The organism is Lentzea cavernae, assembly GCF_014653695.1.
In the GTDB taxonomy this organism is placed as follows: domain Bacteria; phylum Actinomycetota; class Actinomycetes; order Mycobacteriales; family Pseudonocardiaceae; genus Lentzea; species Lentzea cavernae.
This window is the reverse complement of sequence record NZ_BNAR01000004.1, coordinates 171,574-196,274: the sequence shown is the minus strand read 5'-3', so window position 1 is coordinate 196,274 and position 24,701 is coordinate 171,574. Positions and strand designations below refer to the sequence as shown.

Annotated in this window: 25 protein-coding genes; 19 read left to right on the top strand and 6 right to left on the bottom strand. The window is 70.3% G+C overall.

The genetic code is table 11. From position 1 onward, the window contains the following. Positions 1-28: 28 nt before the first annotated feature. Positions 29-376 carry a hypothetical protein gene (locus IE307_RS14910; RefSeq protein ID WP_191298538.1) on the bottom strand — a complete coding sequence of 116 codons (348 nt, stop codon included), beginning with the start codon at positions 374-376 and terminating at the stop codon, positions 29-31. Between the two features lie 111 nt (positions 377-487). Between IE307_RS14910 and IE307_RS14905 the strand changes: the two genes are divergently transcribed. Then, positions 488-1,672, top strand: a complete 1,185-nt coding sequence (locus IE307_RS14905) for a DUF6357 family protein (RefSeq protein WP_191298537.1) — start codon at positions 488-490, stop codon at positions 1,670-1,672. Positions 1,673-1,675: 3 nt separating this feature from the next. On the opposite strand, the gene IE307_RS14900 is transcribed toward IE307_RS14905, so the two are convergent. Genes IE307_RS14900 through IE307_RS14890 form a run of 3 tightly spaced genes read right to left on the bottom strand, consistent with a single transcriptional unit; the run spans position 1,676 to position 5,306 of the window. After that, a complete protein-coding gene (locus tag IE307_RS14900) occupies positions 1,676-2,545 on the bottom strand; it encodes an HpcH/HpaI aldolase/citrate lyase family protein (protein WP_191298536.1) in 870 nt (289 codons plus the stop codon). A 16-nt stretch (positions 2,546-2,561) separates the two neighbouring features. Then, entirely contained in the window at positions 2,562-3,314 is a 753-nt protein-coding gene (locus IE307_RS14895; protein WP_191298535.1) for an IclR family transcriptional regulator, read from the bottom strand. Between the two features lie 21 nt (positions 3,315-3,335). Beyond that, a complete protein-coding gene (locus IE307_RS14890) occupies positions 3,336-5,306 on the bottom strand; it encodes an oxidoreductase (protein WP_191298534.1) in 1,971 nt (656 codons plus the stop codon). 231 nt (positions 5,307-5,537) lie between these two features. Between IE307_RS14890 and IE307_RS14885 the strand changes: the two genes are divergently transcribed. From IE307_RS14885 to IE307_RS14815, 15 genes are all read left to right on the top strand, one after another. Continuing rightward, a complete protein-coding gene (locus tag IE307_RS14885) occupies positions 5,538-7,142 on the top strand; it encodes an ABC transporter substrate-binding protein (RefSeq protein WP_191298533.1) in 1,605 nt (534 codons plus the stop codon). A gap of 3 nt (positions 7,143-7,145) precedes the next feature. Next, positions 7,146-9,134, top strand: coding sequence for an oxidoreductase (locus tag IE307_RS14880; RefSeq protein WP_191298532.1), 1,989 nt, complete (start codon positions 7,146-7,148; stop codon positions 9,132-9,134). Then, positions 9,134-9,514 (top strand): carboxymuconolactone decarboxylase family protein, encoded by a 381-nt coding sequence (locus tag IE307_RS14875; RefSeq protein WP_191298531.1) that lies wholly within the window; start codon positions 9,134-9,136, stop codon positions 9,512-9,514. The genes IE307_RS14880 and IE307_RS14875 overlap by 1 nt, the downstream gene beginning before the upstream one ends. An 89-nt stretch (positions 9,515-9,603) precedes the next feature. Beyond that, positions 9,604-10,332, top strand: a complete 729-nt coding sequence (locus tag IE307_RS14870; RefSeq protein WP_191298530.1) for a DUF2848 family protein — start codon at positions 9,604-9,606, stop codon at positions 10,330-10,332. After that, positions 10,332-11,105 (top strand): maleate cis-trans isomerase family protein, encoded by a 774-nt coding sequence (locus tag IE307_RS14865; RefSeq protein WP_191298529.1) that lies wholly within the window; start codon positions 10,332-10,334, stop codon positions 11,103-11,105. The genes IE307_RS14870 and IE307_RS14865 overlap by 1 nt, the downstream gene beginning before the upstream one ends. Then, positions 11,098-11,817, top strand: a complete 720-nt coding sequence (locus IE307_RS14860; protein ID WP_191298528.1) for an SDR family NAD(P)-dependent oxidoreductase — start codon at positions 11,098-11,100, stop codon at positions 11,815-11,817. Before IE307_RS14865 ends, IE307_RS14860 begins: the two co-directional genes overlap by 8 nt. Beyond that, positions 11,787-12,887 carry an ABC transporter permease gene (locus tag IE307_RS14855; RefSeq protein WP_268250374.1) on the top strand — a complete coding sequence of 367 codons (1,101 nt, stop codon included), beginning with the start codon at positions 11,787-11,789 and terminating at the stop codon, positions 12,885-12,887. The genes IE307_RS14860 and IE307_RS14855 overlap by 31 nt, the downstream gene beginning before the upstream one ends. Further along, positions 12,880-13,740, top strand: a complete 861-nt coding sequence (locus tag IE307_RS14850) for an ABC transporter permease (RefSeq protein ID WP_191298526.1) — start codon at positions 12,880-12,882, stop codon at positions 13,738-13,740. Before IE307_RS14855 ends, IE307_RS14850 begins: the two co-directional genes overlap by 8 nt. Then, positions 13,740-14,561 (top strand): ABC transporter ATP-binding protein, encoded by an 822-nt coding sequence (locus tag IE307_RS14845; RefSeq protein ID WP_191298525.1) that lies wholly within the window; start codon positions 13,740-13,742, stop codon positions 14,559-14,561. The genes IE307_RS14850 and IE307_RS14845 overlap by 1 nt, the downstream gene beginning before the upstream one ends. Further along, positions 14,561-15,541, top strand: a complete 981-nt coding sequence (locus IE307_RS14840; protein WP_191298524.1) for an ABC transporter ATP-binding protein — start codon at positions 14,561-14,563, stop codon at positions 15,539-15,541. Before IE307_RS14845 ends, IE307_RS14840 begins: the two co-directional genes overlap by 1 nt. Further along, the gene (locus tag IE307_RS14835) at positions 15,538-16,350 is read left to right on the top strand and encodes an alpha/beta fold hydrolase (RefSeq protein ID WP_191298523.1); all 813 of its coding nucleotides are present in this window, start codon (positions 15,538-15,540) and stop codon (positions 16,348-16,350) included. The genes IE307_RS14840 and IE307_RS14835 overlap by 4 nt, the downstream gene beginning before the upstream one ends. After that, a complete protein-coding gene (locus IE307_RS14830; protein ID WP_191298522.1) occupies positions 16,347-17,567 on the top strand; it encodes a CaiB/BaiF CoA transferase family protein in 1,221 nt (406 codons plus the stop codon). The genes IE307_RS14835 and IE307_RS14830 overlap by 4 nt, the downstream gene beginning before the upstream one ends. After that, positions 17,564-18,418, top strand: a complete 855-nt coding sequence (locus tag IE307_RS14825) for a cyclase family protein (RefSeq protein ID WP_191298521.1) — start codon at positions 17,564-17,566, stop codon at positions 18,416-18,418. Before IE307_RS14830 ends, IE307_RS14825 begins: the two co-directional genes overlap by 4 nt. Beyond that, positions 18,415-19,845 (top strand): MmgE/PrpD family protein, encoded by a 1,431-nt coding sequence (locus IE307_RS14820; protein WP_191298520.1) that lies wholly within the window; start codon positions 18,415-18,417, stop codon positions 19,843-19,845. Before IE307_RS14825 ends, IE307_RS14820 begins: the two co-directional genes overlap by 4 nt. Next, on the top strand, positions 19,842-21,320 hold the full coding sequence (locus tag IE307_RS14815) for a dihydroorotase (protein WP_191298519.1): 1,479 nt from the start codon (positions 19,842-19,844) through the stop codon (positions 21,318-21,320). Before IE307_RS14820 ends, IE307_RS14815 begins: the two co-directional genes overlap by 4 nt. A gap of 12 nt (positions 21,321-21,332) precedes the next feature. Here the strand turns inward: IE307_RS14815 and IE307_RS14810 are convergent, their stop codons facing one another. Then, on the bottom strand, positions 21,333-21,497 hold the full coding sequence (locus IE307_RS14810) for a response regulator transcription factor (protein ID WP_308436361.1): 165 nt from the start codon (positions 21,495-21,497) through the stop codon (positions 21,333-21,335). Between the two features lie 7 nt (positions 21,498-21,504). On the opposite strand from IE307_RS14810, the gene IE307_RS14805 reads away from it, so the two are divergent. Next, positions 21,505-21,894: a hypothetical protein gene (locus IE307_RS14805; RefSeq protein ID WP_191298518.1), complete on the top strand. Its 390-nt coding sequence runs from the start codon at positions 21,505-21,507 to the stop codon at positions 21,892-21,894. A 100-nt stretch (positions 21,895-21,994) separates the two neighbouring features. Beyond that, positions 21,995-22,855, top strand: coding sequence for a DMT family transporter (locus IE307_RS14800; protein ID WP_191298517.1), 861 nt, complete (start codon positions 21,995-21,997; stop codon positions 22,853-22,855). Between the two features lie 10 nt (positions 22,856-22,865). Here the strand turns inward: IE307_RS14800 and IE307_RS14795 are convergent, their stop codons facing one another. Beyond that, positions 22,866-23,402 carry a VanZ family protein gene (locus IE307_RS14795; protein WP_191298516.1) on the bottom strand — a complete coding sequence of 179 codons (537 nt, stop codon included), beginning with the start codon at positions 23,400-23,402 and terminating at the stop codon, positions 22,866-22,868. Positions 23,403-23,615: 213 nt separating this feature from the next. On the opposite strand from IE307_RS14795, the gene IE307_RS14790 reads away from it, so the two are divergent. After that, complete coding sequence (locus tag IE307_RS14790; protein WP_191298515.1) at positions 23,616-24,530, top strand: hypothetical protein; 915 nt, start codon at positions 23,616-23,618, stop codon at positions 24,528-24,530. Positions 24,531-24,701 lie beyond the last annotated feature (171 nt).

The window sequence follows — 24,701 nt, the reverse complement described above, 5'->3', positions numbered from 1 at the left end:
GCCCGGGCGAGCCTGGTGGTCTCGCTGATCAGTCGCCGAGGCCGGGCAGGTGGTAGCCGGTGTCGCCGTCCCACTCGATCTCGTGGTCGTCGAGGGTGAAGGTCCAGTCCGCGTCCGGCACCGCGGTGCGCAGCGCGGTGACCGCGGCCAGCCAGTGCACCAGCGACGGGACCACCCGGTCGTCCGCGAAGGGCATCTTGGTCGATCCGTCGAGCACCGTTCCCGCGTCCAGCCGGTCGTAGAGGTACAGGCCCTCTTCGTCCTCGGAGAACGGCGCGTTCGCGTTGTACGTGTCGGCGACCCCGCTGACCGCCGTGAGTTCGGCGTCGGTCAGCGGGGTCGCGCGGCGAGCCGTGTAGTAGAGGGAGACGCCCATGCGCGCCACCCTAGCTGGCGGTGCCCGGTGTTGGTGCCGTGCCGGGCGAGGTCGCGGCGGCTGACACCATGACCGGGCGACGACCGTGCAGTCCGAAAGCGAGGACGGGTGATGAGACCGCTGACCTTCAGTGACGACAAGGACAACGAGCAGGAGTGGCTCCCGGGCGGGGACCAGTCCGCCGCGGACGCCTTCCTGGAGTTCGTCGCCCGGCACCGGAGCGCGGACAACACCTCGTTCTCCGTGGAGGACTCGGCCGCCGAGGAGGCGCTGGTGTTCATGGTGGACATCGGCGCCATCTGCCGGGTCAAGGGGTGGCAGGACTCGCGCACCGAGTACCGGGTCGTCACGAGCAGCGGTGATCACCGGACCCTGGCGGCCGAGTTCGCCCGCGGCGGGTTCACCGCGGTCGAGGCGCACGGGCCCTGGCTGCCGGACGCCGACAGCTTCCTGCAGGCCCGGTCGGCCCACCTCGAGCAACGAGCCGGTGCGGGGCGGGAACGACGTCGTGACGACCTGCGGTCCGAGTTCGACAGGTCCGTGCTGCGGCAGACCCACCCGCGCGAACTGCGGCGCCGCCTGGAGGTCTTGACCCGCGTCGACGGGCGCGAGCCGGTCACGGTCTCCGGCGTCACGCACTACGGCTACGGCGCCGGCGTCGACGCCTGGTTCGCGGCCGACGGGCGCGGCCTGGTGGTGACGTTCGACGAGTCCAGTGCTCTCAGCTCCACAAAGGACGTCGCGGCGCTGTACGACGGCGTGCCGGCGGACCTGCTCGCGCTGGTGGGGGATCCCGGCGGCGTGGCCGCCACCGGGATCTTCACCTTCTCCGGGCCGTGCGCGATGGCGGACGGACTGGTGACGCGTTTGAAGCGGGACGGGCTGGGCATCAAGGCGACCGGGGCCGGCCGGCTGCTCGAACCCTTCCTCGCGGTGCGGAACTTCACCCCCGAGGCGGTCGCCGGGGCAGGGCAGTGGTGGAGCCCGGAGGACGTCGCGAAGGGGTTCGCCGCGACTCCCGCACCGGTCGCGGAGCAGGCGCCACTGGACCGGGAGGCGCTGACCCGCTTCTGCGAGATCTGGGCCGACTCCGGGTACAACGACCGCTGGGACGTGCACTACGTCCTGTTCGACAGCCGCACGCTCGAGGAGGCGGGTCCGGCCAGGGACGACCTCCTGGAACTCGTCCGGGTGCTCGGACTCGAACGCGTCGACGCGCCTCCAGGGGCGGCCTCCGGTGAGGTGTGGGTCCGGACCGACCCCCGCATCGACGCGGAGCTCGGCAACTGGGCCTGAAGGTCACCGGGCCCGGTCTAGGACTTCCCTGGCGCTGCGGACCACCGCCGGGTCGACGAGGCGACCAGCGGGGTCGACCGCCGTCGCCTGCCCGCGCCGCTGGGCCTCGTCGAGGACGGCGAGCAGCGCGGTCGCCTCCTCGACCTCCCCGGAGGTGGGCGTGAAGACGGCGTTGATCACCGGCACCTGGCGCGGGTGCAACGCGGTTCGCGCGCGGAAACCCTGGCGCAGCAGCACGGTCGTGGACGCGCGGAGGCGGTCCTCGTCGTGCAGGGAGATCTCCACCGGGCCTACAGGGGGTGCGAGGCCGGCGGCCGCGCCGGCGAGCACGACGGCGAGCCGGACGCCGTGCAGCTGGTTCGACTCGGCGTCGGGGCGCAGGCGCAGTTCGCCCGCGAGGTCCGCCTCACCGATGCCGAGGCGCAGCACGCGAGGTGACTGAGCCACCTGCTCCGCTCGCAGCACGCCCAGGGCGGTCTCCACCAGTGCGATCACAGCGGTGGCACCGATCGGAATTCCGGCGCCGCGCTCCAGCTCGGTGAGTCTCTCGTCGACCTCGGCCAGCAGCGCGGGCTCGGCCTTGGGCACCCAGACGCCGGTGAGGGACGGCGACACGACGGCGGCGAGGTCGGACGCCAGGTGCGCCGGGTGCGAGTTGACCCGCGCCCACACCCTGGCCCCACCGGTGAGGTCGCCGGCGAGCAGGCGGGCGCAGGCCGAACGGGCCTGCTCCTTGGCCTCGGCGGGGACCGCGTCCTCCAGGTCGACGATCACGTCGTCCGCGCCGCTGTGCAACGCGCGCAGGTGGCGGGTGTCCCGGTGGCCCGGGACGTAGAGATAGCTTCTTCCCGGCAGCGCGGGCCCGTCCGGCATCGCACACCTCCAGAGTTCAGTCGTTGGTTCCCCTGAGCAGGGCGGACAGCTTCGCGGCTGCCTCGGTGACGACGGGTCCCAGCGTCTCGGCCACCGCATCCTTGAGACGTTCGTGCGGGCCGCAGACGCTGAAGCAGCCGATGGCGCGGTTGCCTCTGGCCACGATCGGGGCGGCGACCGCGGCGGCGTAGGGGTCGCGTTCGCCGCGGCTCACCGAGTAGCCGCGGCGCTGGTCGACGTCGAGCATCGCGCGCAGCGTGGTCCTGTCGCGGATGGTGCGCTCGGTCAGCGGTGCGAGGTCGACTCCCGCCAGGTAGGCGTCGAGGTCGGCGGGGGAGAACGTCATCAGGATCGCCCGGCCCGACGCACCGGCGTACAGGGGCGCGCGCCTGCCGACCTCGACTGTCATCCGGACGTCCTGCTTGCTCTCGACCTGGGCGACGTACATGCGTTCCTTGCCCACGACGAAGCTCAGGGTCACGGTCTCGCCGACGGCGTCGCGGACGTCCTCCATGATCGGCTGCGAGAGCGTCCGGATGTCCATGGACCCCAGGGAGGCGAGGCTCAGCTCCATCAGGCGTGGCCCGAGGCTGTACCTGCTGCGCTCGGGGTCCTTGGCGAGCAGCCCGGACTTCGTCAGCGCGTCCAGGATGCGGTGCACCGCGCTCTTGGGAAGGTTGACCGCTTCCGCGATCTCGGTGACGCCGAGGTCGCGGTTTGACTCGGTGAAGCTCAGCAGCACGGCTGAGACCCGTTCGACCGCTTGCATGGCCGTCCTTCCGGTTCTGGTTCAGAGACGGCCGCGCAGCGTGGCCGCCGCGGCACGTACGTCGGGGGTGTCCGCCGCCGAGAGCCCGGCGAGCCTGCCCTCGAACGCGGCTTCCAGCGCCGTGCGCGGTGCGTAGGCGTCGCCCACCACGACTCCGCCGGGGTGGGCGGGCGGGGTGCCGGCGGCTCTCTGACGGATGGTGATCACAGACGAGACATTCTCCAGCTCTCCGTGCTCGCCGGACAGCGGGTCCGCGTAAGTCAGCACGCCGTCGTCGAGACGCAGCGGCGTGCGCATCAGCACGGCGCTGAAACCACGACCGCTCAACCGTTGCAGCAGGGCTGGACGGGAGTAGACGGGTACTCGCCACGACAGGGCGGGGCGGTCGGTCAGCAGCGTGACCCGGCAGCCGCGGCTCAGCAGCAGGTCGGCCACGGCGAGGGCCGTGGTGGTGCCGTCCTCGTCGATCAGGACGACGTGGCCACCGGTGCTGCCGGGATCGGTGACGGCGGTGTCCAGCGGCAGCGCGGGGAACCGGGTGTCCGGCACGTCCGCGGCGCCGGTGGCGAGGACGACGTGGTCCCAGCCGTCCGCGAGGAGGTGTTCGCCGGCGCGCACACCGAGTTTGACGTCGACCCCGAGGTGACGTGCGAGCGACTCGGCCTCGGCGATGAACCGGCCGAACTCGGCGCGCATCGGGAGCGCGGTGGCGAGCCGGAGAGCGCCGCCGAGCTCGTCCGCCGCCTCGACGAGACAGGTGTGGTGTCCTGCGGAGGCGGCCGCGATCGCGGCTTCGAGTCCCGCCGGTCCGCCTCCGACGACCAGGACCCTGCCCCGGGGCCCGCGTCGTGCGGCGGTGCGCAGCGCGTCCCACTCCCGTTCCATGCCGGCCTCGGGGTTGACCACGCAGCTGATCGGCAGGCCCGCCTCCAGCCTGCCCGCGCAGCCCTGGTTGCAGGCGATGCACTCGCGCGTGGGCGTCGCCACCAGCGGGAGCGCGAGGTTCGGGTTCGCGATGTGCGGCCGGGCCAGCGCGACCAGGTCGGCGTCACCCGACTCGACGAGGCTCTCGGCGTTCGCGAGGGTGTCGACTCGGCCCACGGCGAGCACGCTGAGCTGCGGGAACTCCTTCTTGAACGCGCGGGGGAGGTGTCGGAAGGGAAGCGGAGGGAAGCTCATGTCGGCCATCTGCGTGGCGATGCTCGCGGTGCCCACGTACGCCGAGTGGCTCACGTGCAGGACGTCGATCTCGTGGTCCTCGACCACCAGGGCCACGGCGGCGAGCATCTCCTCGACGCCGAGCCCTCCCTCGATGAACTCGTCCGCGCTGATCCGCAGGATCACCGGCGTTCCGGCGGGCAACGCCGCCGCGACCGAGTCGAGCACCTCGTGGGTGAGGCGCAGCCGGTTCGCGAGGCTGCCGCCGTAGCGGTCGGTGCGCTGGTTCGTCGCGGGCGACAGGAACTGCTGGAGCAGGTGACCGTGTCCGAGGTGGACCTCGACGGCGTCGACTCCCGCCGCCGCCACCCGGCGTGCGGCCGCGCCGAAGGCGGTGACGAGCTCGGCGATCTCGTCCGTGCTCATCTGGTGCGGCACGGCGGCGGTCGCGGACCAGGGGATGGGCGAGGCCGCCCAGGCCGGGGTGAGCATGTTGTGGCCGCCCGACTGCCTGCCGACGTGCAGCAGCTGCGCGGCGAGCTTCGCGCCCTCGGCGTGCACGGTCCGCACCAGCTCGGTCAGCGACGGGATCACGGCGTCGTCGAAGGCCGACACGGTGTTGGTGCGCCCCAGGCTCGTCGGGTGCACGCGCATGCCCTCGGTGATGATCAGCCCGACTCCACCGGCGGCCCGTGCCCGGTGGTAGGCCATGTGCCGCGCGGAGAACGCGCCGGCGGCCGCGAAGTTCGTCGTGTGCGCCGGCATGACCAGTCGATTACGCAGCGTGAGACGTCCGCTGTGGACTGTCTCGTGCAGACGTGAACGAGTAGTCATCCGGCGACCCTCCGAAATCGTTCTGGTCCAACGAAAATGATGTTGGTCTCGCATGTGGACGCTTGTTGCAGTCTCAATTAGTTTTCAATGAAGTCTTGACAGCCCGTCACCGAGTTCTTGAGAGTGGGACAGGAGCGTAACCCCTTCCCGTTGACCGGAACAAGGTGAGGTTTGATGACTCGGAGACCAGTTGCCCGAACATCTGCAACCGGCACCGCCGCGTTTGGCGTCGTGCGTCCTGTGGCTCTGGCGGTCGTCGCGGCACTCGCGGTGGCGGCGTGCGGTGGTGGTGGCGCCGCCCAGGAGAGGCCGAAGGCGGGCACCACGTTCACCTACGCGATCACGGGTCTTCCCACCAGCCTCGATCCCGCCGACTACCAGGGCGACCCGTCGCGCAACATCGGGTTCGAGCTCGGCAGCTCGCTCTTCCGCTGGGGCACGGAGGGCCTGCCGAAGCAGGGCTGCGACGCCCTCGCCAAGGTCGACCAGATCAACGGCGAGCTGGCCGAGTCCTACGAGCGCAGTGCCGACGGCAAGGTCGTCAAGGTCAAGCTGAAGGAGGCCCGCAGCGCCGCGGGCAACACGCTGACCTCCAACGATGTCAAGTGGACGATCGACAGGCTCATCCAGCTGAAGGTCGGCACGCCCAACACGCTCATGCAGGACGTCGCGGACTGGGCGGCCGACCCGATCAAGGTCGTGGACGACCGCAACTTCGAGATCCTCATGGACAACCCGTCGGCGATGGACATCGCGATCCTGACGTGGGCGCAGTTCCGGGTCCTGGACAGCACCGAGATCAAGAAGAACGTCACCGCGGAGGACCCGTGGGGCAAGGCCTTCGTGTCCCGCAACGCCTCCACGTTCGGCCCCTGGACGCACGTGACCGGTGACTTCGTCTCCGGTGACCGCCTGACGCTCACCAAGAACCCGAACTACACGGGCGAGCGCGGCGACGTCGAGAAGCTCGTGTTCGTCGGTGTCGCCGACCCGGCGAGCCGCGCGCAGCTGCTGTCCACCGGCAACGCCTCCTACGCCACGGGTCTGCAGTACGAGCAGTACGCGCAGCTGCGCAGCAACCCCGCCATCGACGTGCAGACGTGCGTCTCCGCCGACCGCATTCCGTTGGTGCTCAACGCCAAGGACCCGGTGCTCGGCAAGAACGAGGTCCGCAAGGCGATCTCCCTCGCCATCGACCGCAAGACGATCGTCGACGCCGTCTACCGCGGTTTCAACAAGCCGGCCGACGCGACCGTGAGCGCCGCCTACGGCCTGGACCTGCCCAACGCCGCGAAGTACCAGTACAACGTCGACGAGGCCAAGAAGCTGCTGAGCGCCGCCGGGGTCGGCCCGCTGTCGATCACGCTGCACATCAGCCCCGCGCGTCCCGGCGCCGAGGCCGAGCAGATCGCGATCCTGCTGCAGAGCCAGCTGCGCCAGGTCGGCATCGAGGTCAAGATCCAGACCCTGGCCAGCGCCACCGAGATCAACACGGTCTTCCACGACGGCAACTTCCAGGCGCTGCTCTACCTCGAACCGCCCGCCGTGGCCGACCCGTACTACTCGCTCTTCTTGTACAACTCCTCGAAGAGCAAGCTCAACACCTTCGGCTACGTCGACGCCGAGCTCGACTCCGTCACCGCCCAGGTCGGCAGGACCACTCCCGGCGCGGAGCGCGACGCGCTCGTGAAGAAGGCCGCCGAGATCCAGGCGAACCACCCCGGCTTCATCTACATCGTCGACCGCGACTTCGTGCACGCGGTGCGCAAGGGCCTGACGAACTACCAGCACGCGCCGAACGGCGAGATGTTCGTCCACACTCTCAAGCAGGGCTGACGAATGAGCGACTACCCGAACCTGTTCAGTCCGATGCGGATCGGCCCGAAGACGGCCAAGAACCGTGTCTGGATGACCGCCCACAGCACCCAGTTGGTGAAGGACCACAACTTCAGCGACGCGCACGTGCACTACTACGCGGAGCGCGCTCGCGGCGGAGTCGGCGTCATCACCATGGAGGCGATGGCGGTCCACCCCACCACGCAGCCGTACAAGGGCAAGATCTTCGCGTTCGACCGCGCGGTCGTGGACAACTACCGCAAGCTCGCGGCGGCCGTGCACGAGCACGGATGCCTTCTGCTGGCCCAGCCCTGGCACCGCGGCCGGGAGACCAGCGGCACGGTCAACCGCCTGCCGGTCTGGGCGCCGTCCTCGGTGCCCTGCACCATCTACCGCGAGATGCCGCACGTCCTCACGCAGGCCGAGGTCGACGAGCTGGTCAACGGCTACGTGCTCGCGGCGCGGTACGCGGCGGAAGGCGGTCTCGACGGCGTCGAGGTGCACGGCCTGGCCCACGGTTACCTGCTGGGCCAGTTCCTCTCCCCGGCGACCAACCACCGCGACGACCAGTACGGCGGCAACTTCGAGAACCGCCTGCGGCTGATCCTCGACATCATCCGCAAGACCCGGGACGAGGTCGGCCCGGACAGGATCGTCGGCGTCCGCATCAACGGCACCGACGGCGACGTCCCGGGTGGACTGACCAACGCGGACTGGACCGAGATCGCGAAGGCGATCACGGACACCGGCCTGGTCGACTACGTGTCGGTCACCGCGGGCACCTACGTCGAGCGCATGAACATCTACGGCGCCACGCCCCAGCCGGCCGGGTTCCAGCTCGAGGACACCGCCCGGATCAAGGCGGCGCTGCCGGACATCCCGGTGGTCGCGGTCGGCCGGATCAACACCCCGGAACTCGCCGAGGCGTTGCTGGAGCGCGGTGACGCCGACATGGTGGGCATGACCCGCACGCTGATCGCCGACCCGGAGTGGCCGAACAAGGCCATGCGGAACGCGGCCACGTCGATCAGGCCGTGCGTCGGGTCGAACTGGTGCCTCGCCTCGATCGTCAACTCGCCGCTGGCGTGCATCCACAACCCCGCTGTCGCAAGGGAGTCGGAGCTCGGCGTCGGCACGTTGAAGCAGGCGCAGGAGAGCAAGCGCGTCGCCGTGGTCGGTGGCGGGCCCGGTGGTCTGCGGGCGGCGCTGACGGCGGCGCAACGCGGCCATTCCGTGACCCTGTTCGAGCAGAACTCCGAACTGGGCGGCCAGGTCGCGCTGATGGCCCGCTCGGAGACCTACGCCGAGTGGCAGGGCATCACCGACTGGCTGATCTCGCAGATCGGGGAGACCCAGGTCGAGGTCAAGCTCTCGCACCGGGCGGAGGCCGACGACCTGGCCGGGTTCGACGAGGTCGTCGTCGCCACCGGCTCGACACCGCTGAAGCACGGCTGGAGCTCGCTGCGCCCCTCGTCCTGGGGCGACGGGACGATCGTGCCGGGCGCCGACCAGTGGAACGTGTACTCGATCAACGAGGTCATGGCGGGCAAGGCCGAGCTCGGCCCGACGGTCTTCGTCTTCGACGACACGGGCGCACGCCAGGCCGTCGTCGTCGCCGAGCACCTCGCCGACCTGCGCCACAAGGTGACCATCGTGACGCGGCTGCCGCAGGTCGCCCCCGACCTGGAGGCCAGTCGTGACCTCCAGGCCACGTACCGGCGCATCCGCAACAAGGGCGTCAAGTTCATCACCGACCACGAGCTGGTCTCCGTCAACGAGGACGCGGTGACGCTCGCCGACGTGTGGACGAACGAGTCCACCGTGCACGAAGACGTGGACGCGGTGGTGCTCAGCACCGGCAACAAGGCGGAGGACGCCCTGTTCCACGCGCTGCAGGGCGTTGTGCCCGTGCGGGCGATCGGCGACAGCGTGTCGCCGCGCCGGGTGTTCAACGCCATCTGGGAAGGCGAACTCGCCGGAAGGGAAATCTGATGACCACCACCGAGAACACCGACTCCGAGGCTCTCGCGCGAGTGCGGGCAAAGCGCGGGTACGTGCTGCCGGTGCACGAGCTGCTCGACGAGGTCGACCCGGAGATCCTGAGCCGCTACGACGCCCTCGCGTCCGAGCTGCTGTTCGCCGACGAACCCAGGGCGTTGGAGCTCAAGACCCGCTACCTCGTCCTGGTGGGCGTCGCCACGGCCACCAAGGGCGACCCGGACGGCATCATCCACTTCGCCCGCAGGGCCGTCGCCCACGGCGCGAGCCGCCGTGAGGTGCTGGAAGCGATCGCGCTCGCCGGCCTGCCCGCCGGCATGCCCGCCATCGAGGAAGCCACCCAGGTGCTGCACCGCGTCTTCGACGAGAGCTGACGACCACGCCGTCCCGCGTGCCCCCGCGCGGGACGGCTCTCCCCCCGGCACTCCTGTTTGGGGCACTACTGCGAATCGAGGATCAGCGGGTGACCACCTTCACGCTCGAAGTCCTGAGGACGGGCGAGGAACCGCAGACGCTCGTCACGACCCCGCACCGCCTCTACAACCTGGGCTCGGCGACGGTCGACACGAACGCGGCCCTCGCGCACCAGCAGGAGGTGGCCGACGTCGGCGTGCGGATCGCGTTCGACATACCCGCTCCCCGGATCTACCCGATGTCGGTGAACTCCGTGACGACGGACGACCGGATCGGCGTGCACAGCGAGACGACCTCGGGAGAGGTCGAGCTGGTGCTCGTCGTGCACGAGGGCGAGATCCACCTCGGTGTCGGGTCGGACCACACCGACCGCGTGCTGGAGAAGCACAGCATCATCTGGGCGAAGCAGTACTGCCCGAGCGTGCTGGGCCGCAAGGTGTGGCGCTGGAGCGATGTCGCGCCGCGGTGGGAGGACCTGATCCTTGAGTGCACTGTGGACGGAGAGCTGTACCAGCGCGTGAACGCGTCGGTGTTCCTCCCGCCCGACCGGATCGTCGAGATCCTGACCGAACGCGTGGGGTCGCTGCCGTCGTCGTACCTCGTCTACTGCGGCACGTACACCAGCGTCGACAACACCATCCGCTACGGCAGCGACTGGACCGGCAGCCTTCGGGACTCCGCCACGGGCGAGGTGCTCGACGTCGTCTACGAGACCGTCGACCTGCTCGCCGAGATCCGCGACGGGTACCGCGTCCCGCTCGTGCCGGGAGGCAGCTGATGTACGGGCGCAGAGCACGCGTGGGCATCGTCGTGCCCTCCACGAACACCACCGTCGAACCCGAGTTCGCGGCGTTCCTGCCGCACGACGTCGCCGTGTTCTCCAGCCGGGTGGCCGTCGCGGAGGTCTCCTCGGAGGAGGAGAAGGTGGCGAGCCTGCTCGCGATGCACAACCACCTCGACCGCGCGGTCGCCGAGCTCGCGTCGGCGGGCGTGTCCGCGATCGCGTACGCCTGCACCTCGGGCAGCTTTCTCGGCGGACGTGACTCCGACCAGGCGACGTGCGACGGACTGACCCGCGCACACGGCATCCCGATCGTGACGACGAGCAGCGCGCTCGTGGCCGCGCTGACAGCGTTGTCCGCGAAGAGGATCGCGCTCGCGACGCCGTACGTCCGGCCCGTCGCCGACGGCGCGGTCAGCTACCTCTACCAGGCGGGGTTCGAGGTCACGGCGCGCAACGACCTGGAGATCCTCTCCAACCTGGACAAGGGCCGGCTCGAACCCGCGGCGAGCTTCCAGGCGGCGACGGCGCTCGACGTGTCCGGCGCCGACACCGTCGCGATCAGCTGCACCAACTGGCGCACGCTCGACTCGCTGGTCGCGATCGAGCAGCAGACCGGGCGTCCGACGATCAGCAGCAACCTCGTGACGCTGTGGGCGCTGCTGCGGCTCGCGGGCGTCGACGAGCCGCTCAGCCCCGACGTCCGGCTGAACACCCTGCCGTTGCCCGAGAAAGCCCGTGCCGAGTGGAACGGAGTGGTCCATGCCTGAGAACGAACAGCCGGTCGCACTCGTCACCGGAGCGTCCGGCGGGATCGGCACCGCGTTGTGCGACGACCTCGCGGCGCACGGCTACCTGGTCGTCGCGGCGGACATCGGGGGAGCGGCGCCGGCGAGCGCGAAGCACGCCGTGGAGCTCGACCTGCGTTCCGGTGACTCATGCCGTGCGGCCGTCGCCGAGGCGGTGTCGCACGCCGGGACCGTCGACCTGCTGGTGAACAACGCGGGCATCAACGCCCGCGGTGCCACGGAAACCATGCCGGAGGAGGTGTGGCACGACGTCGTGGAGATCAACCTCAACGGCACGTTCCGCATGTGCCAGGCCGTTCATCCGGTGCTGTCCGTAGACGGCGGCAACGTGGTCAACATCGCCTCGACCGGTGGGCTGGTCGCGATCGCCGGATCGGCGATGTACGGCGTGACCAAGGCCGGGATCATCCAGCTCACCAAGATCCTCTCGCTGGAGTGGGCGGGCGCGCGGATCCGCGTGAACGCCGTGGCGCCGACCATCGTGCCGAGCCCGATGACGGCGGACGTGCTCGAGAACGAGACCTACATGGCCGCGAAGCTCGCCTCGATCCCGCTCGGACGGGCGGTGCGGCCGGAGGAGGTCGCCGCCGCGGTGCGCTGGCTCGCCTCACCGGACGCGGCCATGGTCACCGGCCACACCGTGTGCGTCGACGGAGGGGTGAGTGTGCTGTGACCGCCGCGAAACCCGTATCAGAGGTACCGGTGCTGACCGCACCCAAGGAGAGGCGGCGACGCCCTCTCCTGCGTTACATCGTCAAGCGGGTGGCGATCGTGCCCGTCTCGCTGTTCGTGCTGGGGAGCGTGTCGTTCTTCCTGGTGTTCCTCATCCCGGGCGAGCCGGCGATCACGATCCTCGGCGACTTCGCGACCAAGGAGCAGATCGCCCACGTCAACAGCCAGCTCGGCCTCGACAAGCCGTTGCTGGAGCGGTACTTCTCGTTCTGGGGCAACCTGCTGCAGGGTGACCTCGGCACGTCGTTCTTCACGAACGAGCCGATCCTGCACGAGATCGGGAAGTTCCTGCCCAACACCCTGGAGCTGGTGTTCTTCGCGCTCCTGCTCGCCATCTCGCTGGGCATGGCGATCGGCGTCGTCGGCGCCTACTTCGCCCGCCGCGTGCCGGACCGGATCATGAGCGGTGTCACCTCGGTGCTGCAGTCGGTCCCCGACTTCTTCCTGGCCCTGGTCGGCATCTACGTGTTCTTCTTCCTGTTCGGCTGGGCGCCGGCGCCGATCGGGCGGCTGCCCATCGAGTCCGGTTCGGCGGACGACCGGCCGTTCCTGATCATCAGCAGCCTGTTCACCGGTGACTGGACGACGCTCGGCGAGGCGGTGTCGCACGCCGCGCTTCCCGTGCTGTCGCTGGGACTGGTGTACGCGTCGTACTTCGCGAAGACGGCGCGGGGCAGCATGGGCACCGCGCTCACCACCCCGCAGGTCGAGTTCGCCCGCGCCTGCGGCCTTCGTGAACGCACCGTCGTCTACTACGCGTTCGCCGCCTCCCGCACGACCGTGATCACCTACATCGCGATCCTGTTCGGCTCGTTGCTGGGCGGCGCCGCGATCGTCGAACGCGTCTTCAACTGGCGCGGCATGGGCCAGTGGGCGCTCGACGGCGTGCTCAAGGTCGACGTGCCGATCATCCAGGGCTTCGTCGTCACGGCGGGACTGCTGACGCTGACCCTGTTCCTGTTGCTGGACCTCGTGGTCCTGCTCCTAGACCCGAGGGTGAGCTATGAGTAACCCCGCCGGGCTCCGGCAGCCCTTCTTCGTGCCGTTCTTCTCCCGCAGCGTCAACTACGTCCGCGCCAGCCCCGGCATCGTGGCCGGCGGCGGGATGCTGCTCCTGCTGCTGCTCGCGTCGTTCCTGGCGCCGCTGCCGCACGACCCGATGACGCCCGACCCGACCGCGGTGCTGCTGGCCCCGTCGTCGGAGTACGTCTTCGGCACCGACGCCAACGGCTTCGACGTGTTCTCGCGGGTGATCGCCGCGGGCCGCAGCGACCTGCCGCTCGCGTTGATGGGCACGCTCGCCTCGCTCGTGCTCGGTCTGCTGATCGGCCTGCCGCTGAGCGTGAAGAGCAAGTGGAGCGAGGGTTTCATGCGCGCCCTCGACGCCTTCCAGTCGTTTCCGCTGATCGTGCTGTCGGTGACGATCGTGTCGCTGACCGGCAACGACATCCAGAACATCCTCTACGCCATCGTGATCATCAACGGTCCCCGGTTCATCCGGCTGATCCGCGGTGAGGCGTTGTCCATTCGCGACGGACGGTTCATCGAGGCCGCCATCGCCACCGGGGCCCGGCCGCGGCGCGTGGTGTTCCGCCACGTCATGCCGAACGTCGTGGACGTGTGCCTGGTCCAGTGCTCGCTCACCACGGCCAACGCGGTGATCGTGATCGCGGCGCTGAACTTCCTCGGCATCGGCGTCTCCCCGCCCACCCCCACGTGGGGCTCGATGGTGCAGGTGGGCGCGCAGGCGATCTCGACCGGGCAGTGGTGGATCGCGATCTGGCCCGGTGTGGCGATCTTCATCGCCATCGCGAGCCTCAACATGCTGGCCAACGGCATCCAGCGACAGGTGGAGGGAAGCTGATGCTCAGGGTGACAGGACTGACCTCCCAGTTCCGCGGCCGCGCGGGCGTGGTGAGGGCGATCGACGACGTGACGTTCGAGGTGCCGGAGGGCGAGGCCGTCGGGATCGTCGGCGAGACCGGGTCCGGCAAGTCCGTGACCATCCGGTCCGTGCTCGGACTGCTGCCGTCATACGGCAAGGTCGTGTCCGGCAGCGCCGAGTTCGAGGGCACGGACCTGATCCGGTTGCACCGCAGCCGGTTGCGCGAGATCAGGGGAGCGCGGATCGGGTTCGTCGCGCAGAACCCGTTCGGCTCGCTCAACCCGGTGCTGTCGATCGAGAAGCAGTTCCGCAACGTCATGCGGGCGCACCGCCGGATCAGCCGCTCGGACCTGCGGGACCTCGCGCTCGAACGGCTCGAGTCGGTGCAGGTGCGCGGGCCGGAGCGGGTGCTGCGCGGGTACGCCCACGAGCTGTCCGGCGGCATGGCCCAGCGCGTCGTGATCGCGCTCGCCATGCTGCACGACCCGTCGCTGGTGATCGCGGACGAGCCCACCACGGCGCTGGACGTGACCGTGCAGCGGCAGATCCTCGACCTCATCGACGCCCAGGTGAAGCAGGGCCGCCGGTCGCTGCTGCTGGTCACCCACGACCTCGGCGTGGTCGCCCAGTACTGCCACCGGGTGGTCGTCATGAAGTCCGGGAAGGTCGTCGAGACCGGGCTCGTCGCCGACGTGTTCACGAACCCGTCGCACGACTACACCCGGCAGCTGCTCGCCGCGGTGCCGCCCGCCCCGTGGGCCGCCGTCCCCAGCCTGTCCGGTCCGGAGGTGCACCGCTGATGAGCATCATGGAACTGCAGGACGTGCGCCAGGTGTTCCGGCGCGGCGGCAAGGAGGTCCACGCCGTCAACGGGGTGTCGTTGACCGTGGGCAAGGGCGAGACCGTCGCGGTCATCGGCGAGAGCGGGTCGGGCAAGTCGACGCTCGGCAGGGTCGCGCTCGGCCTGATCAAGCCGACCTCCGGTGACGTGGTCTTCGACGGCATCGCCCTGGGATCGTTGAGCAAGAAGGAGATGCGGGCGCTGCGCTCCCGGATCCAGGTCGTGTTCCAGGAGCCCTACGAGTCGCTCAACCCGCGGATCAAGGTCGGGGACATCGTCGCCGAGCCGCTGATCATCCACCGGCCGGAGATGTCCCGCGCCCAGCGCAGGGCGGCCGTGATCGCGATGCTGGAGCGCGTCGGCCTCACCGCAGAGCACGCGGAGAGGTTGCCGCGCAACCTCAGCGGTGGTCAGCAGCAACGCATCGGCATCGCGCGGGCGATCATCACCGAGCCCGAGCTGGTGGTGCTGGACGAACCGACGTCGTCCCTGGACGTGTCGGTGCGGGCGCGCGTGCTCGACCTCCTGCGCGATCTCCAGCGGGAACGGGAGATCTCCTACGTCTTCATCTCCCACGACCTGGCGACGGTCGGGCTGATCAGCGACCGGGTCGCGGTGATGTACCTCGGCAAGGTGGTGGAGCAGGGACCGACGCAGGAGGTGCTGACCAACCCGCGTCACCCGTACACGAAGGCGCTGCTGTCGGCGACGCTGAGCACGGTGGTCGGGCAGCGGCGGGAGCACGTGCCGTTGCGCGGCGAGATCCCCAACCCGTCCAAGGCGCCGACCAAGTGCGTCCTCAGTGGACGGTGCCCGGTCGAGATCGCCGAGTGCTCGACCTGGCCGGTGAACCTGCTCCCGGTGGCCGACCGGCACGACGTGGCGTGCCTGCGCGCGGACGCGGACAGAGAGCCGGCGGCGCTCGGCGGGCCGCGATGAGGGGTGCCTACCTCGACGCCTCCTGGGGCGCGGTGCACGTCCTCACGGCCGGCAAGGCATCGCTGGAGACGGGCCTGCCCGCGTTGGTGATGCTGCACCAGAGCCCGTTGTCGGCACGGCGGTACCGCGAGGTGCTCGACGGGCTCTCCGCGTTCTGCGTGCCCATCGCGGTGGACACGCCCGGTTACGGCGAGTCGGACCCGCCACCGGACGACTGGACCGTCGACGAGTACGCCGACGTGGCCTGGTTCGTCGCGGACGCCGTCGGCGCCACGAACCCGTGGCTGTTCGGACGCGCGACCGGCGCGGTGTTCGCCCTGCACGCGGCGGCACGGCGTCCCGGCGTCGCGAAAGGCGTGATCCTGCACGGGGTTCCGGTCTACACCGACGCTGAACGCGCCGACCGTCTGGCGTCGTTCGCGCCGCCGTGGCAGGCCACCGCCGACGGAGCCCACCTGCGCTGGATCTGGGACCGCGTGCGGGGCGAGTACCCGTGGGCGGATCCGGACTTCGTCACCGGGCTGGTGCGGGACTACCTGGACGCCGGTCCCGACTTCGCCCCGTCGTACCGCGCGATCTGGCGGCACGACCTGCGCGACTCCGTGCGCGCGACGGGCGAGGTCGCGTTGCTGCTGGCGGGCAGCGACGACCGGATCGCCCACATGCACCCGAGAGCAGTAGAGCTGATCAGGCACCGCAGCGCCGTCGTGGTGCCGGGTGCGACGGACTTCTTCGCCGAACAGGACCCGCCGGCGTTCTGCCGGGTTCTGCGCGAGGTCATCGAACCGAGGGGAGCCATGAGCGCATGAGCGAGACATCGACCGCTCACAGCGATGGCCCGCTGACCGGGGTGAAGGTCGTGGACGCCTCCACGATCCTGGCCGGTCCGCTGTGTTGCCAGCTGCTGGGGGACTACGGCGCCGAGGTCGTCAAGATCGAGCACCCGAAGCGCGGCGACGGGATGCGCGGCCACGGGCCGTCCAAGGACGGGGAACCGTTGTGGTGGAAGGAGATCTCCCGCAACAAGCGCCTCGTCGCCGCCGACCTCTCGCAGGCCGACGGCGCGGAGTTGCTGCTGCGCCTGGTCGAGACCGCCGACGTGCTGGTCGAGAACTTCCGGCCGGGCACGCTGGAGCGCTGGGGCATCGGGCCCGAGGACCTGTGGCGGCGCAACCCTGCGCTGATCGTCGTCAGGGTGACGGGGTTCGGGCAGACCGGCCCGTACTCGTCCCGTCCGGGTTTCGGCACGCTCGCCGAGGCGATGAGCGGGTTCGCCCACCTCACCGGTGAGGCGTCCGGACCGCCCACGCTGCCCGCGTTCGGCCTGGCCGACTCGCTGTGCGGGGTGGCCGCGGTGGGCGCGACGATGATGGCGCTCTGGGAGCGTGACACGAAGTCGCCCGGTGTCGGCCAGGTCGTCGACATGAACCTGCTGATGCCGTTGATGACGGCGGTGGGCCCGGGACCGACGGCGTACGACCAGCTCGGCGTGGTCGAGCAGCGGCGCGGCAACCGTTCGCTGAACAACGCGCCCCGCAACACCTACCGCACCAGCGACGGCTCGTGGGTCGCGGTGTCGACCAGCGCGCAGAGCATCGCGGAACGGGTGATGCGGCTCGTCGGGCACCCCGAGGTGATCGACGAACCGTGGTTCGCCACCGGCGGGCAACGAGCGCTGCACGCGGACCTGCTCGACGGCCACGTGTCGGCCTGGATCGCAGAGCGCACCCGCGCCGAGGTGATCGAGCAGTTCACCGCGGCGGGTGCGGCCGTGGCACCGGTCTACGACGCCGCGGACCTCGTCGCCGACGACCACGTCCGCGCGACCGGGATGTTGCGCAAGGTCAACGACGACAAGCTCGGCGACGTGCTGATGCACGACGTCATGTGGGGGATGTCGCGCACGCCCGGACGGATCAGGCGGACCGGCGGTGACCTCGGAGCGGACACCGGCCCCGTGCTGAAGGAGCTCGGGTACGAGGCGGCGGAGATCGAGGCAATGCGCGAGCGGGGTGTGATCGCATGAACGTCAACGAGGCGACCGGGACGACCACGGCGACGTGGCTGGACACGGCGCTCGGCTCAGGGGTGCGGGTCTTCGACCTCGGCCGGCCGCTGTACCGGGGCATGCCGCAGTCGCCCAACCACCCTCCCTACTGGCACACGCTTCCCCGCAGGCACGGTGACATGGTCCGGGCCGACGGCGGCTCGGCGGCGGCCGACCACATCTCGCTCGGCACGCACGTCGGCACGCACATCGACGCGTTCTCCCACGTGTCGCACAACGGCCTGATGTTCGGCGGGGTGCGGGCGGACGAGGCCCAGCGCGGCGGCTCGATGAGCTCGCTCGGCGCCGAGACGATCCTGCCGATGTTCAAGCGGGGAGTCCTGCTGGACGTGCCGCGCGCTCTCGGGCTGACGCGCTGCGAACCCGGTTACGAGATCACCCCGGACGACCTGGCCCACACCGCCCGGTCGCAGGGAACCGAGGTGCGCCAGGGCGATGTCGTGCTGATCCGCAGTGGCTGGGGCGAGCACTTCCACGCCGGCGCGGAGGTCTACACGGGACACGACAGCGGGGTGCCCGGTGTCGGTGAGAACGGCGCCTACTGGCTCGCCGGACTGGACGTGCACGCGGCGGGCGCGGACACCATCGCGTTCGAACGACTGGCGCCCGGCCAGGGACACAGCCTGCTGCCCGCGCACCGCGTGCTGCTCGTCGAGAAGGGCGTGCACATCATCGAGACGATGGACCTGGAGGAACTGGCCACCGCCGGTGTGCACGAGTTCCTGTTCGTGTTGTCGCCGTTGAAGCTCGTCGGCGCCACGGGTTCTCCCGTCCGGCCGCTCGCCGTGGTTCCGGGGGCGAACTCATGACAACGCTGAGCCAGACCATCGCTCGGTTCGCCGTCAAGACCGCCGCGGGGGAGTTGCCTCCCGAGGTGCGGGCCAGTGTGCGGCACCGGATCCTCGACGTGCTGGGGCTGTGCGTGGCGGGCCGTGCGCTCGACACCAGTGCCGCCGCGCTCGCGTTCGTCGCCGAGCAGGGCGGAACGGGCCGGGCGCACGTCATCGGTGACAGCACACCGGTTCCGGCCGCGCTCGCCGCGTTCGCGAACGGGGTTCTCGCGCACTCGCTCGACTACGACGACACGCACCTGCCGTCGGTGCTGCACCCGAGCGCCAGCGTCGTTCCGGCCGCTCTCGCCGCGGCACAGGACAGCGACGCGAGCGGCGATCTGCTGGTGGCCGCCGTCGCCGCCGGGCTGGAGGTCTGCGTCCGCGTGGGCATGGCCGGCTACGACCCGGACAGCGGCAACTCTGTGTTCTTCGAGCACGGGCAGCACGCCACGTCCATCTGCGGTGCGGTGGGCAGTGCCGTGGCGGCGGCGTTGCTCGGTGGCGCGGACGAAGAGGAGATCGCGCACGCGATCGGCATCGTCGCGTCCCAGTCGTCCGGCATCATCGAGGCGAACCGCACCGGCGGCACCGTCAAACGCCTGCACTGCGGCTGGGCCGCGCAGGCGGGGGTGTCGAGCGCCCGGCTGGCCCGGCACGGCTTCACCGGGCCGCCGACTGTGTTCGAGGGCAGGTTCGGCTTCTTCGAGGCGTTCCTGCGCGGCGAGTACCGGGCCGAAGCGATCACCGACGGGCTGGGCACCCACTGGGAGGTGCCGCGCATCTTCTTCAAGCCCTACCCGGCCAACCACTTCACGCACACGGTCGTGGACGCGGCAAAGGCGTTGCGCGAGCAGGGGTTGGCACCGGAGGACGTCGAGTCGCTGGAGATCGGCGTACCGGCACCGGTCGTGCGGACGGTGGGCGACCCGATCGAGAAGAAGCGGACGCCGAGCACCCCGTACGAGGCCCAGTTCAGCGGACCTTATGCCGCGGCGGTCGGGATGTTCGGTGGCGGCGGGCTCGGCGCGGCGCTGGCCGACTACGCGCCGGAACACCTCGCCGATCCGCGGCGGCAGGAGCTGATGCGCCGCACGACCGTGGTGGCCGACGACGAGTGCACGGCGATCTTCCCGCACCAGTTCCCGGCCGTCGTGAGGGCCACCTCCCGCGACGGTCGCAAGTGGACGGCCAAGGTCCTGGCCAACCGCGGTGGCGTGGACAACCCGCTGACCGACGAGGAGATCGCCCGCAAGTTCACCGACAACGCCGCCCCGGTCCTGGGGCGGGCGGTGGCGCAGGACGTGATCGACGCGGTCGCGGGCCTGGGCGACACGACCGAGGCGCACCACCTGCTGCGGTTGACGGCACGGCGAGAGAACGAGAGCACGGAGGAGACGAGATGACCGCCTACGACCTGGTCCTGCACAACATCGACCTGGTGCTGCCGGGTGCCGACGAGCCCGTCCGGACCGCGATCGCCGTGCGCGACGGCAAGGTCGCGGCAATCGGCCCGGAACTTTCGATCGCGGACGCGACCGAGGTGATCGACGGCGGCGGCAAGCTCGCGTTCCCCGGCGTGGTGGATGCCCACCAGCACTGGGGCATCTACCACGAGCTCGGCGTCGACTCGGAGTCCGAGAGCCGCGCCTGCGCCCAGGGCGGCGTCACGACCGCGCTGAACTACATGCGCACCGGTCAGTACTACCTCAACCGCGGCGGCAGCTACGGGACGTTCTTCCCCGAGGTGCTGCAGACCGTCAACGGCCGCGCGTGGGTCGACTACGGCTTCCACCTGGCGCCGATGATGAGCGAGCACATCGACGAGATCCCGACGCTGATCAGCGAGTACGGCGTGCCGTCGTTCAAGGTGTTCATGTTCTACGGCTCGCACGGCCTGCACGGGAAGTCCAGCGACCAGAGCGACTTCCTGATGATCCCGGAGGGGGAGCGGTACGACTACGCCCACTTCGAGTTCGTCATGCGGGGGATCCAGGCGGCACGCGAGAAGTTCCCCGAGCTGGCGTCGGAGATCTCCCTGTCGCTGCACTGCGAGACCGCCGAGATCATGACCGCCTACACCGAACGCGTCGAGAAGGAGGGCAAGCTCACCGGCCTGGAGGCGTACTCGGCCTCCCGCCCGCCGCACTCGGAGGGCCTGGCGATCACGATCGCGTCCTACCTGGCGCACGAGACCGGCCTCGCCAACATCAACCTGCTGCACCTGACCTCGCGCAAGGCGCTCGATGCCGCCATGCGGATGGCGGAGGCGTTCCCGCACATCGACTTCCGCCGCGAGGTCACCATCGGCCACCTTCTGGCGGACTTCACCACCGCGAGCGGCCTGGGCGGCAAGGTCAACCCGCCGCTGCGCGAGCGCGCCGACGTGGACGCGCTGTGGGAGAGCGTCGCCGACGGCACCGTGGACTGGGTGGTGAGCGACCACGCCTGCTGCAAGGACGAGCGCAAGTTCGGCGAGGGGGAGCACCGCGACGACGTCTTCGCGGCCAAGTCCGGTTTCGGCGGCACCGAGTACCTGCTGGCCGGCCTGATCAGCGAAGGCCGCCGACGGGGCGTGCCGCTGGGCAGACTCGCCGACCTCGTCACCGCCGCCCCCGCCCGCCGCTACGGCCTGCGCACCAAGGGAGATCTCGCCGTCGGCTTCGACGCGGACATCGCCCTGGTCGACCCGGACCACCGCTGGGTGGTGCGCGCGGAGGACTCCGAGTCGAGCCAGGAGTACACGCCGTTCGAGGGACAGGAGCTGACCGTCAAGGTCACCGACACGTTCCTGCGCGGCACGAGGGTGCTGCAGGACGGCAAGATCGTCGGCGAGCCGTCGGGGCGCTACCAGTCCCGTCCGGTCGGCGTCGAGCGCTGACCTGAGGCGGGGTCAGATCCAGCCGTGGTCGCGGGCGATGCTCGCGGCCTGGCGCCGGCTGCGGGCACCGAGCTTGGTCATCGCGGAGGAGGTGTAGTTGCGGACGGTGCCCGCGGACACGTGCAGGGCCTGGGCGATCTCGGCGGCGGTCATGCTGATGCTGCTGTCGGTGTTCATGGCGAGCATGACCGTGTACACCGCCCGCAGGCAGTCGCTGGTGCTCAAGCGGCTGCGCACCTCCGAGCTCACCGACGCCGGGGTGATCACCGCGGTCACGATGCCGGTCGTCACGATGGGTGCCGTCCAGGTGCTCGTCTACATCGTGTTCTGCCTGGTCGTCGGCGCGCCGACGACCGAACACCCGTGGCTGCTGCTGCTCGGGCTGGCGTCCGGGGTGATGCTGCCGCTGATCGGGCCGGCCGACCTGGTCGCCAAGGGCTGGTCCGGTCTCGACGCCGGGGCGACGCTGAGTTCGGTGCCCGCCCTGGCGCCCGGCCTGGTTTCGATCGTCTTGTGGGCGGTCGTGTTCGCCGCGGTGATCGCCCGTTTCTTCCGCTGGGAACCTCGTGCTTGAGTGCTGCTTCACCTGGGCAAATGCGATTCTGGTAGGCGCGGGCCGGGGGATCGAAGGGGATGTTGAAAGCGCCACGAACACCGGCTGACACAATGGACGGATGGCACTGGGTTACCTCTTCGCTGTGCTGGCGACCCTGGCGTCAGGCAGTGGTTCGATCCTGGAGTCCATGGGGGTCCGGCGCGCGGGGGCGCACGGCGGCCGGTCTCGAGATCTCATCGCTCTGCGGCGCCAGTGGCTGTACTTCCTCGGGCTCGGTGTGAACCTGCTGGGATTCGGCTGCGCCTCCGCGGCACTGCATCGGCTGCCGTTGTTCCTCGTGCAGTCGATGCTCGCGTTCAGCGTCGGCGTGACCGCGATGATCAGCGCCTTCATGGGCGCCCGCCTGCGCGCGCCGGGATGGGGCGCGCTGCTCGTCGGCGCGAGCGGCCTGGTGCTGCTGGGCGTGTCCGCGGAGCCGGGCCCCGCACAGGCCCTGCCGCCGCACTGGCGCTGGCTGCTCATGGCGACGGCGGTTCCGGTGGGGGCGATCGCCCTCTACGCCCGGCGCCACCAGCACGTCTGGGCGACGGTGGCACTGGCCTTCGGCTCCGGTGTCTCCTACAGCGTCGTCGGCATCTCGGCACGCACCCTCCACCTTCCGGACGACGTGTGGCGGCTGGTCCTGGAACCGGCGACGTGGTCCATCGTCCTCAACGGGTGCACCGCGGCGGTGCTGTTCGCGATGGCGCTGCAGAAGGGCGGCCCCACCGGCGTCACCGCGATCATGTTCACGACGAACACGGCGCTGTCGTCGTTCGTCGGGCTGGTGTACCTCGGTGACAACGTCCGCGACGGTTACGTGACGGCCGCGGCCATCGGGTTCGTCCTGGCGATCGTCGGAGCCATCGCCGTCGCCCACTACTCGGCGAACACCCGGCAGAAGGAGCGCGCGGCGGAACCGGCCGGCACGCGGGTGTGACGACCGGCTGTTACGGCCGTTCCCCGGCCGAGGCCACGACCTCGCGCCGGTCGCGCAGCGCCAGGTAACCGGCGGCCAGAGCAGCCGCCACCACGGCTCCGGCGCTGTTGTTGAACAGGTCCCGCGTCTCGCACAGACCGCGCCCGACGAGCGGCTGCAGGACCTCGATCAGCGCGCTCGACCCCACCGCCGAGACCATCACCGCGAGCGGCCGACGCGTCGCGAGCGCCGCGCACCACACCAGCGGCACGAAGAGCAGCGCGTTGAACAGCTCCGACACCCCGTGCAGTGAGAAGCCGTTGAGGACGCAGAACTGCGTGCCGACCAACGCCCAGCTCGGCTGGGACCGCCAGAACGTCAGGGCGAGCACGAGGCCGAGGAGGACCCCCGCGAACACGGAGTGAACCGGCCGCCACCCGAACCTCCGCGCCGCGAACCACCCGCTCGCGCCGAGCACCACGGCTCCGACCACCAGGCCGCCCGCGGTCAGCGGATCCGACAACACGAAGACGATGGCGTCCAGCGCCCACCGCACCTGATCCAGCACAGCTCAGAACCCCTCGCCCCACAGCGGAATCCGAAGTGGCGAAGCGTACTGGGCACGGTGGCGGCCCATTTGGTGAGTGCGCTTTGAGTGACGGTTTCTCGGGCACGGGGCGTATACCGTGGCCCTTTTGGGTAGAGGTAGATCAAGTCACCGCTGATGCCGCACGAGGTCATCAAGCAGCCGTTTGCCACCGTTAGTGAAAGGGCCATGTTGATGAGCGAGAAGAACGTTCCCGTCGGCGCGGGTGAATTGCGCGCCCAGGTCGAGCAGCCGCGTCGGGAGCACGGTGGCAGCGTGGAATCGCCGGCTGGCAAGGCGGACGGGTCTGGGCGGGGCAAGCCCGAGGGAGTGGACGCGGTGAAGCAGGCCGCCGCGCGGGCCAAGAAGGCCGACGGCGTCGGCGAGAAGGTCAGCGGTCCGGCGGAGCAGGCAGATGCGGGCCGTGAGAAGGCGACCGCTGTGGGTGCTCAGGTGAGTGAGAAGGCAGCCCAGGTCGGCGAGAAGGCTGGCGTGGCGGCGACGCAGGTCAGCGAGAAGGCCAGCACGGTCGCGGGCCAGGTGGGCGAGAAGGCGACCCAGGTGGGTCAGAAGGCCGATGGCGGCACCGAGAAGGTCGGTGTGCCGGCGAAGCAGTCCGATGCGGCCCGTGAGAAGGCGACTGCCGTGGCCGCTCAGGTGGGCGAGAAGGCGACTCAGGTCGGCCAGAAGGCCGACGGCGGCGGCGACAAGGCCGGTGTGCCCGCGAAGCAGGCCGATGCGGCCCGGGAGAAGGCGACCGCCGTGGCGGCCCAGGTGAGCGAGAAGGCAGCCCAGGTCGGCCAGAAGGCCAGCACGGTCGCGGGCCAGGCGGGCGAGAAGGCGACCCAGGTGAGTCAGAAGGCCGGCGCGGTCGCCGGTCAGGTGGGCGAGAAGGCGACCGTCATCGCCAACCAGGTCGGCGAGAAGGCCGGCGTGGCGGCGACGCAGGTCGGTGTGACCGTCCTCGAGGCGGTCGAGGGACTGCCCGAGCCCGTGCGGCAGCGCGTCGAGCAGGGCGTCCGCCAGGCCCGCCAGAACCCGGCGGTGGTCGCGGCCGGTGCGGCGGCGGTCGTGCTGCTGCTGTGGAAGCTGCTGCGGCGAGGGCGGTGAACGCGAGCCTCGTCGAGGTGCTTCGCCGGCCGCTGGGCACGCTGTGCGGCGTGCTCGGCGGCCTGGCCCGTCAGGGCGGGTCCGGACGTGTAACGAAGCGCGGCAGCCAAGAGGCTTGCGCGTCGCGGGGGTGGTACTCCCGTTCCTACCGAAAACCCTTCCCTGGCAGGG

What these genes read in the sequence shown, in the direction of transcription:
- IE307_RS14815 (WP_191298519.1), top strand. Translation starts at nt 19,842, where the DNA reads ATGACCGCCTACGACCTGGTCCTGCACAACATCGACCTGGTGCTGCCG.
- IE307_RS14790 (WP_191298515.1), top strand. Translation starts at nt 23,616, where the DNA reads ATGAGCGAGAAGAACGTTCCCGTCGGCGCGGGTGAATTGCGCGCCCAG.
- IE307_RS14800 (WP_191298517.1), top strand. Translation starts at nt 21,995, where the DNA reads ATGGCACTGGGTTACCTCTTCGCTGTGCTGGCGACCCTGGCGTCAGGC.
- IE307_RS14820 (WP_191298520.1), top strand. Translation starts at nt 18,415, where the DNA reads ATGACAACGCTGAGCCAGACCATCGCTCGGTTCGCCGTCAAGACCGCC.
- IE307_RS14865 (WP_191298529.1), top strand. Translation starts at nt 10,332, where the DNA reads ATGTACGGGCGCAGAGCACGCGTGGGCATCGTCGTGCCCTCCACGAAC.
- IE307_RS14905 (WP_191298537.1), top strand. Translation starts at nt 488, where the DNA reads ATGAGACCGCTGACCTTCAGTGACGACAAGGACAACGAGCAGGAGTGG.
- IE307_RS14880 (WP_191298532.1), top strand. Translation starts at nt 7,146, where the DNA reads ATGAGCGACTACCCGAACCTGTTCAGTCCGATGCGGATCGGCCCGAAG.
- IE307_RS14805 (WP_191298518.1), top strand. Translation starts at nt 21,505, where the DNA reads ATGACCGTGTACACCGCCCGCAGGCAGTCGCTGGTGCTCAAGCGGCTG.
- IE307_RS14810 (WP_308436361.1), bottom strand. Translation starts at nt 21,497, where the DNA reads ATGAACACCGACAGCAGCATCAGCATGACCGCCGCCGAGATCGCCCAG.
- IE307_RS14895 (WP_191298535.1), bottom strand. Translation starts at nt 3,314, where the DNA reads ATGCAAGCGGTCGAACGGGTCTCAGCCGTGCTGCTGAGCTTCACCGAG.
- IE307_RS14840 (WP_191298524.1), top strand. Translation starts at nt 14,561, where the DNA reads ATGAGCATCATGGAACTGCAGGACGTGCGCCAGGTGTTCCGGCGCGGC.
- IE307_RS14900 (WP_191298536.1), bottom strand. Translation starts at nt 2,545, where the DNA reads ATGCCGGACGGGCCCGCGCTGCCGGGAAGAAGCTATCTCTACGTCCCG.
- IE307_RS14850 (WP_191298526.1), top strand. Translation starts at nt 12,880, where the DNA reads ATGAGTAACCCCGCCGGGCTCCGGCAGCCCTTCTTCGTGCCGTTCTTC.
- IE307_RS14890 (WP_191298534.1), bottom strand. Translation starts at nt 5,306, where the DNA reads ATGACTACTCGTTCACGTCTGCACGAGACAGTCCACAGCGGACGTCTC.
- IE307_RS14825 (WP_191298521.1), top strand. Translation starts at nt 17,564, where the DNA reads ATGAACGTCAACGAGGCGACCGGGACGACCACGGCGACGTGGCTGGAC.
- IE307_RS14830 (WP_191298522.1), top strand. Translation starts at nt 16,347, where the DNA reads ATGAGCGAGACATCGACCGCTCACAGCGATGGCCCGCTGACCGGGGTG.
- IE307_RS14875 (WP_191298531.1), top strand. Translation starts at nt 9,134, where the DNA reads ATGACCACCACCGAGAACACCGACTCCGAGGCTCTCGCGCGAGTGCGG.
- IE307_RS14860 (WP_191298528.1), top strand. Translation starts at nt 11,098, where the DNA reads ATGCCTGAGAACGAACAGCCGGTCGCACTCGTCACCGGAGCGTCCGGC.
- IE307_RS14910 (WP_191298538.1), bottom strand. Translation starts at nt 376, where the DNA reads ATGGGCGTCTCCCTCTACTACACGGCTCGCCGCGCGACCCCGCTGACC.
- IE307_RS14835 (WP_191298523.1), top strand. Translation starts at nt 15,538, where the DNA reads ATGAGGGGTGCCTACCTCGACGCCTCCTGGGGCGCGGTGCACGTCCTC.
- IE307_RS14845 (WP_191298525.1), top strand. Translation starts at nt 13,740, where the DNA reads ATGCTCAGGGTGACAGGACTGACCTCCCAGTTCCGCGGCCGCGCGGGC.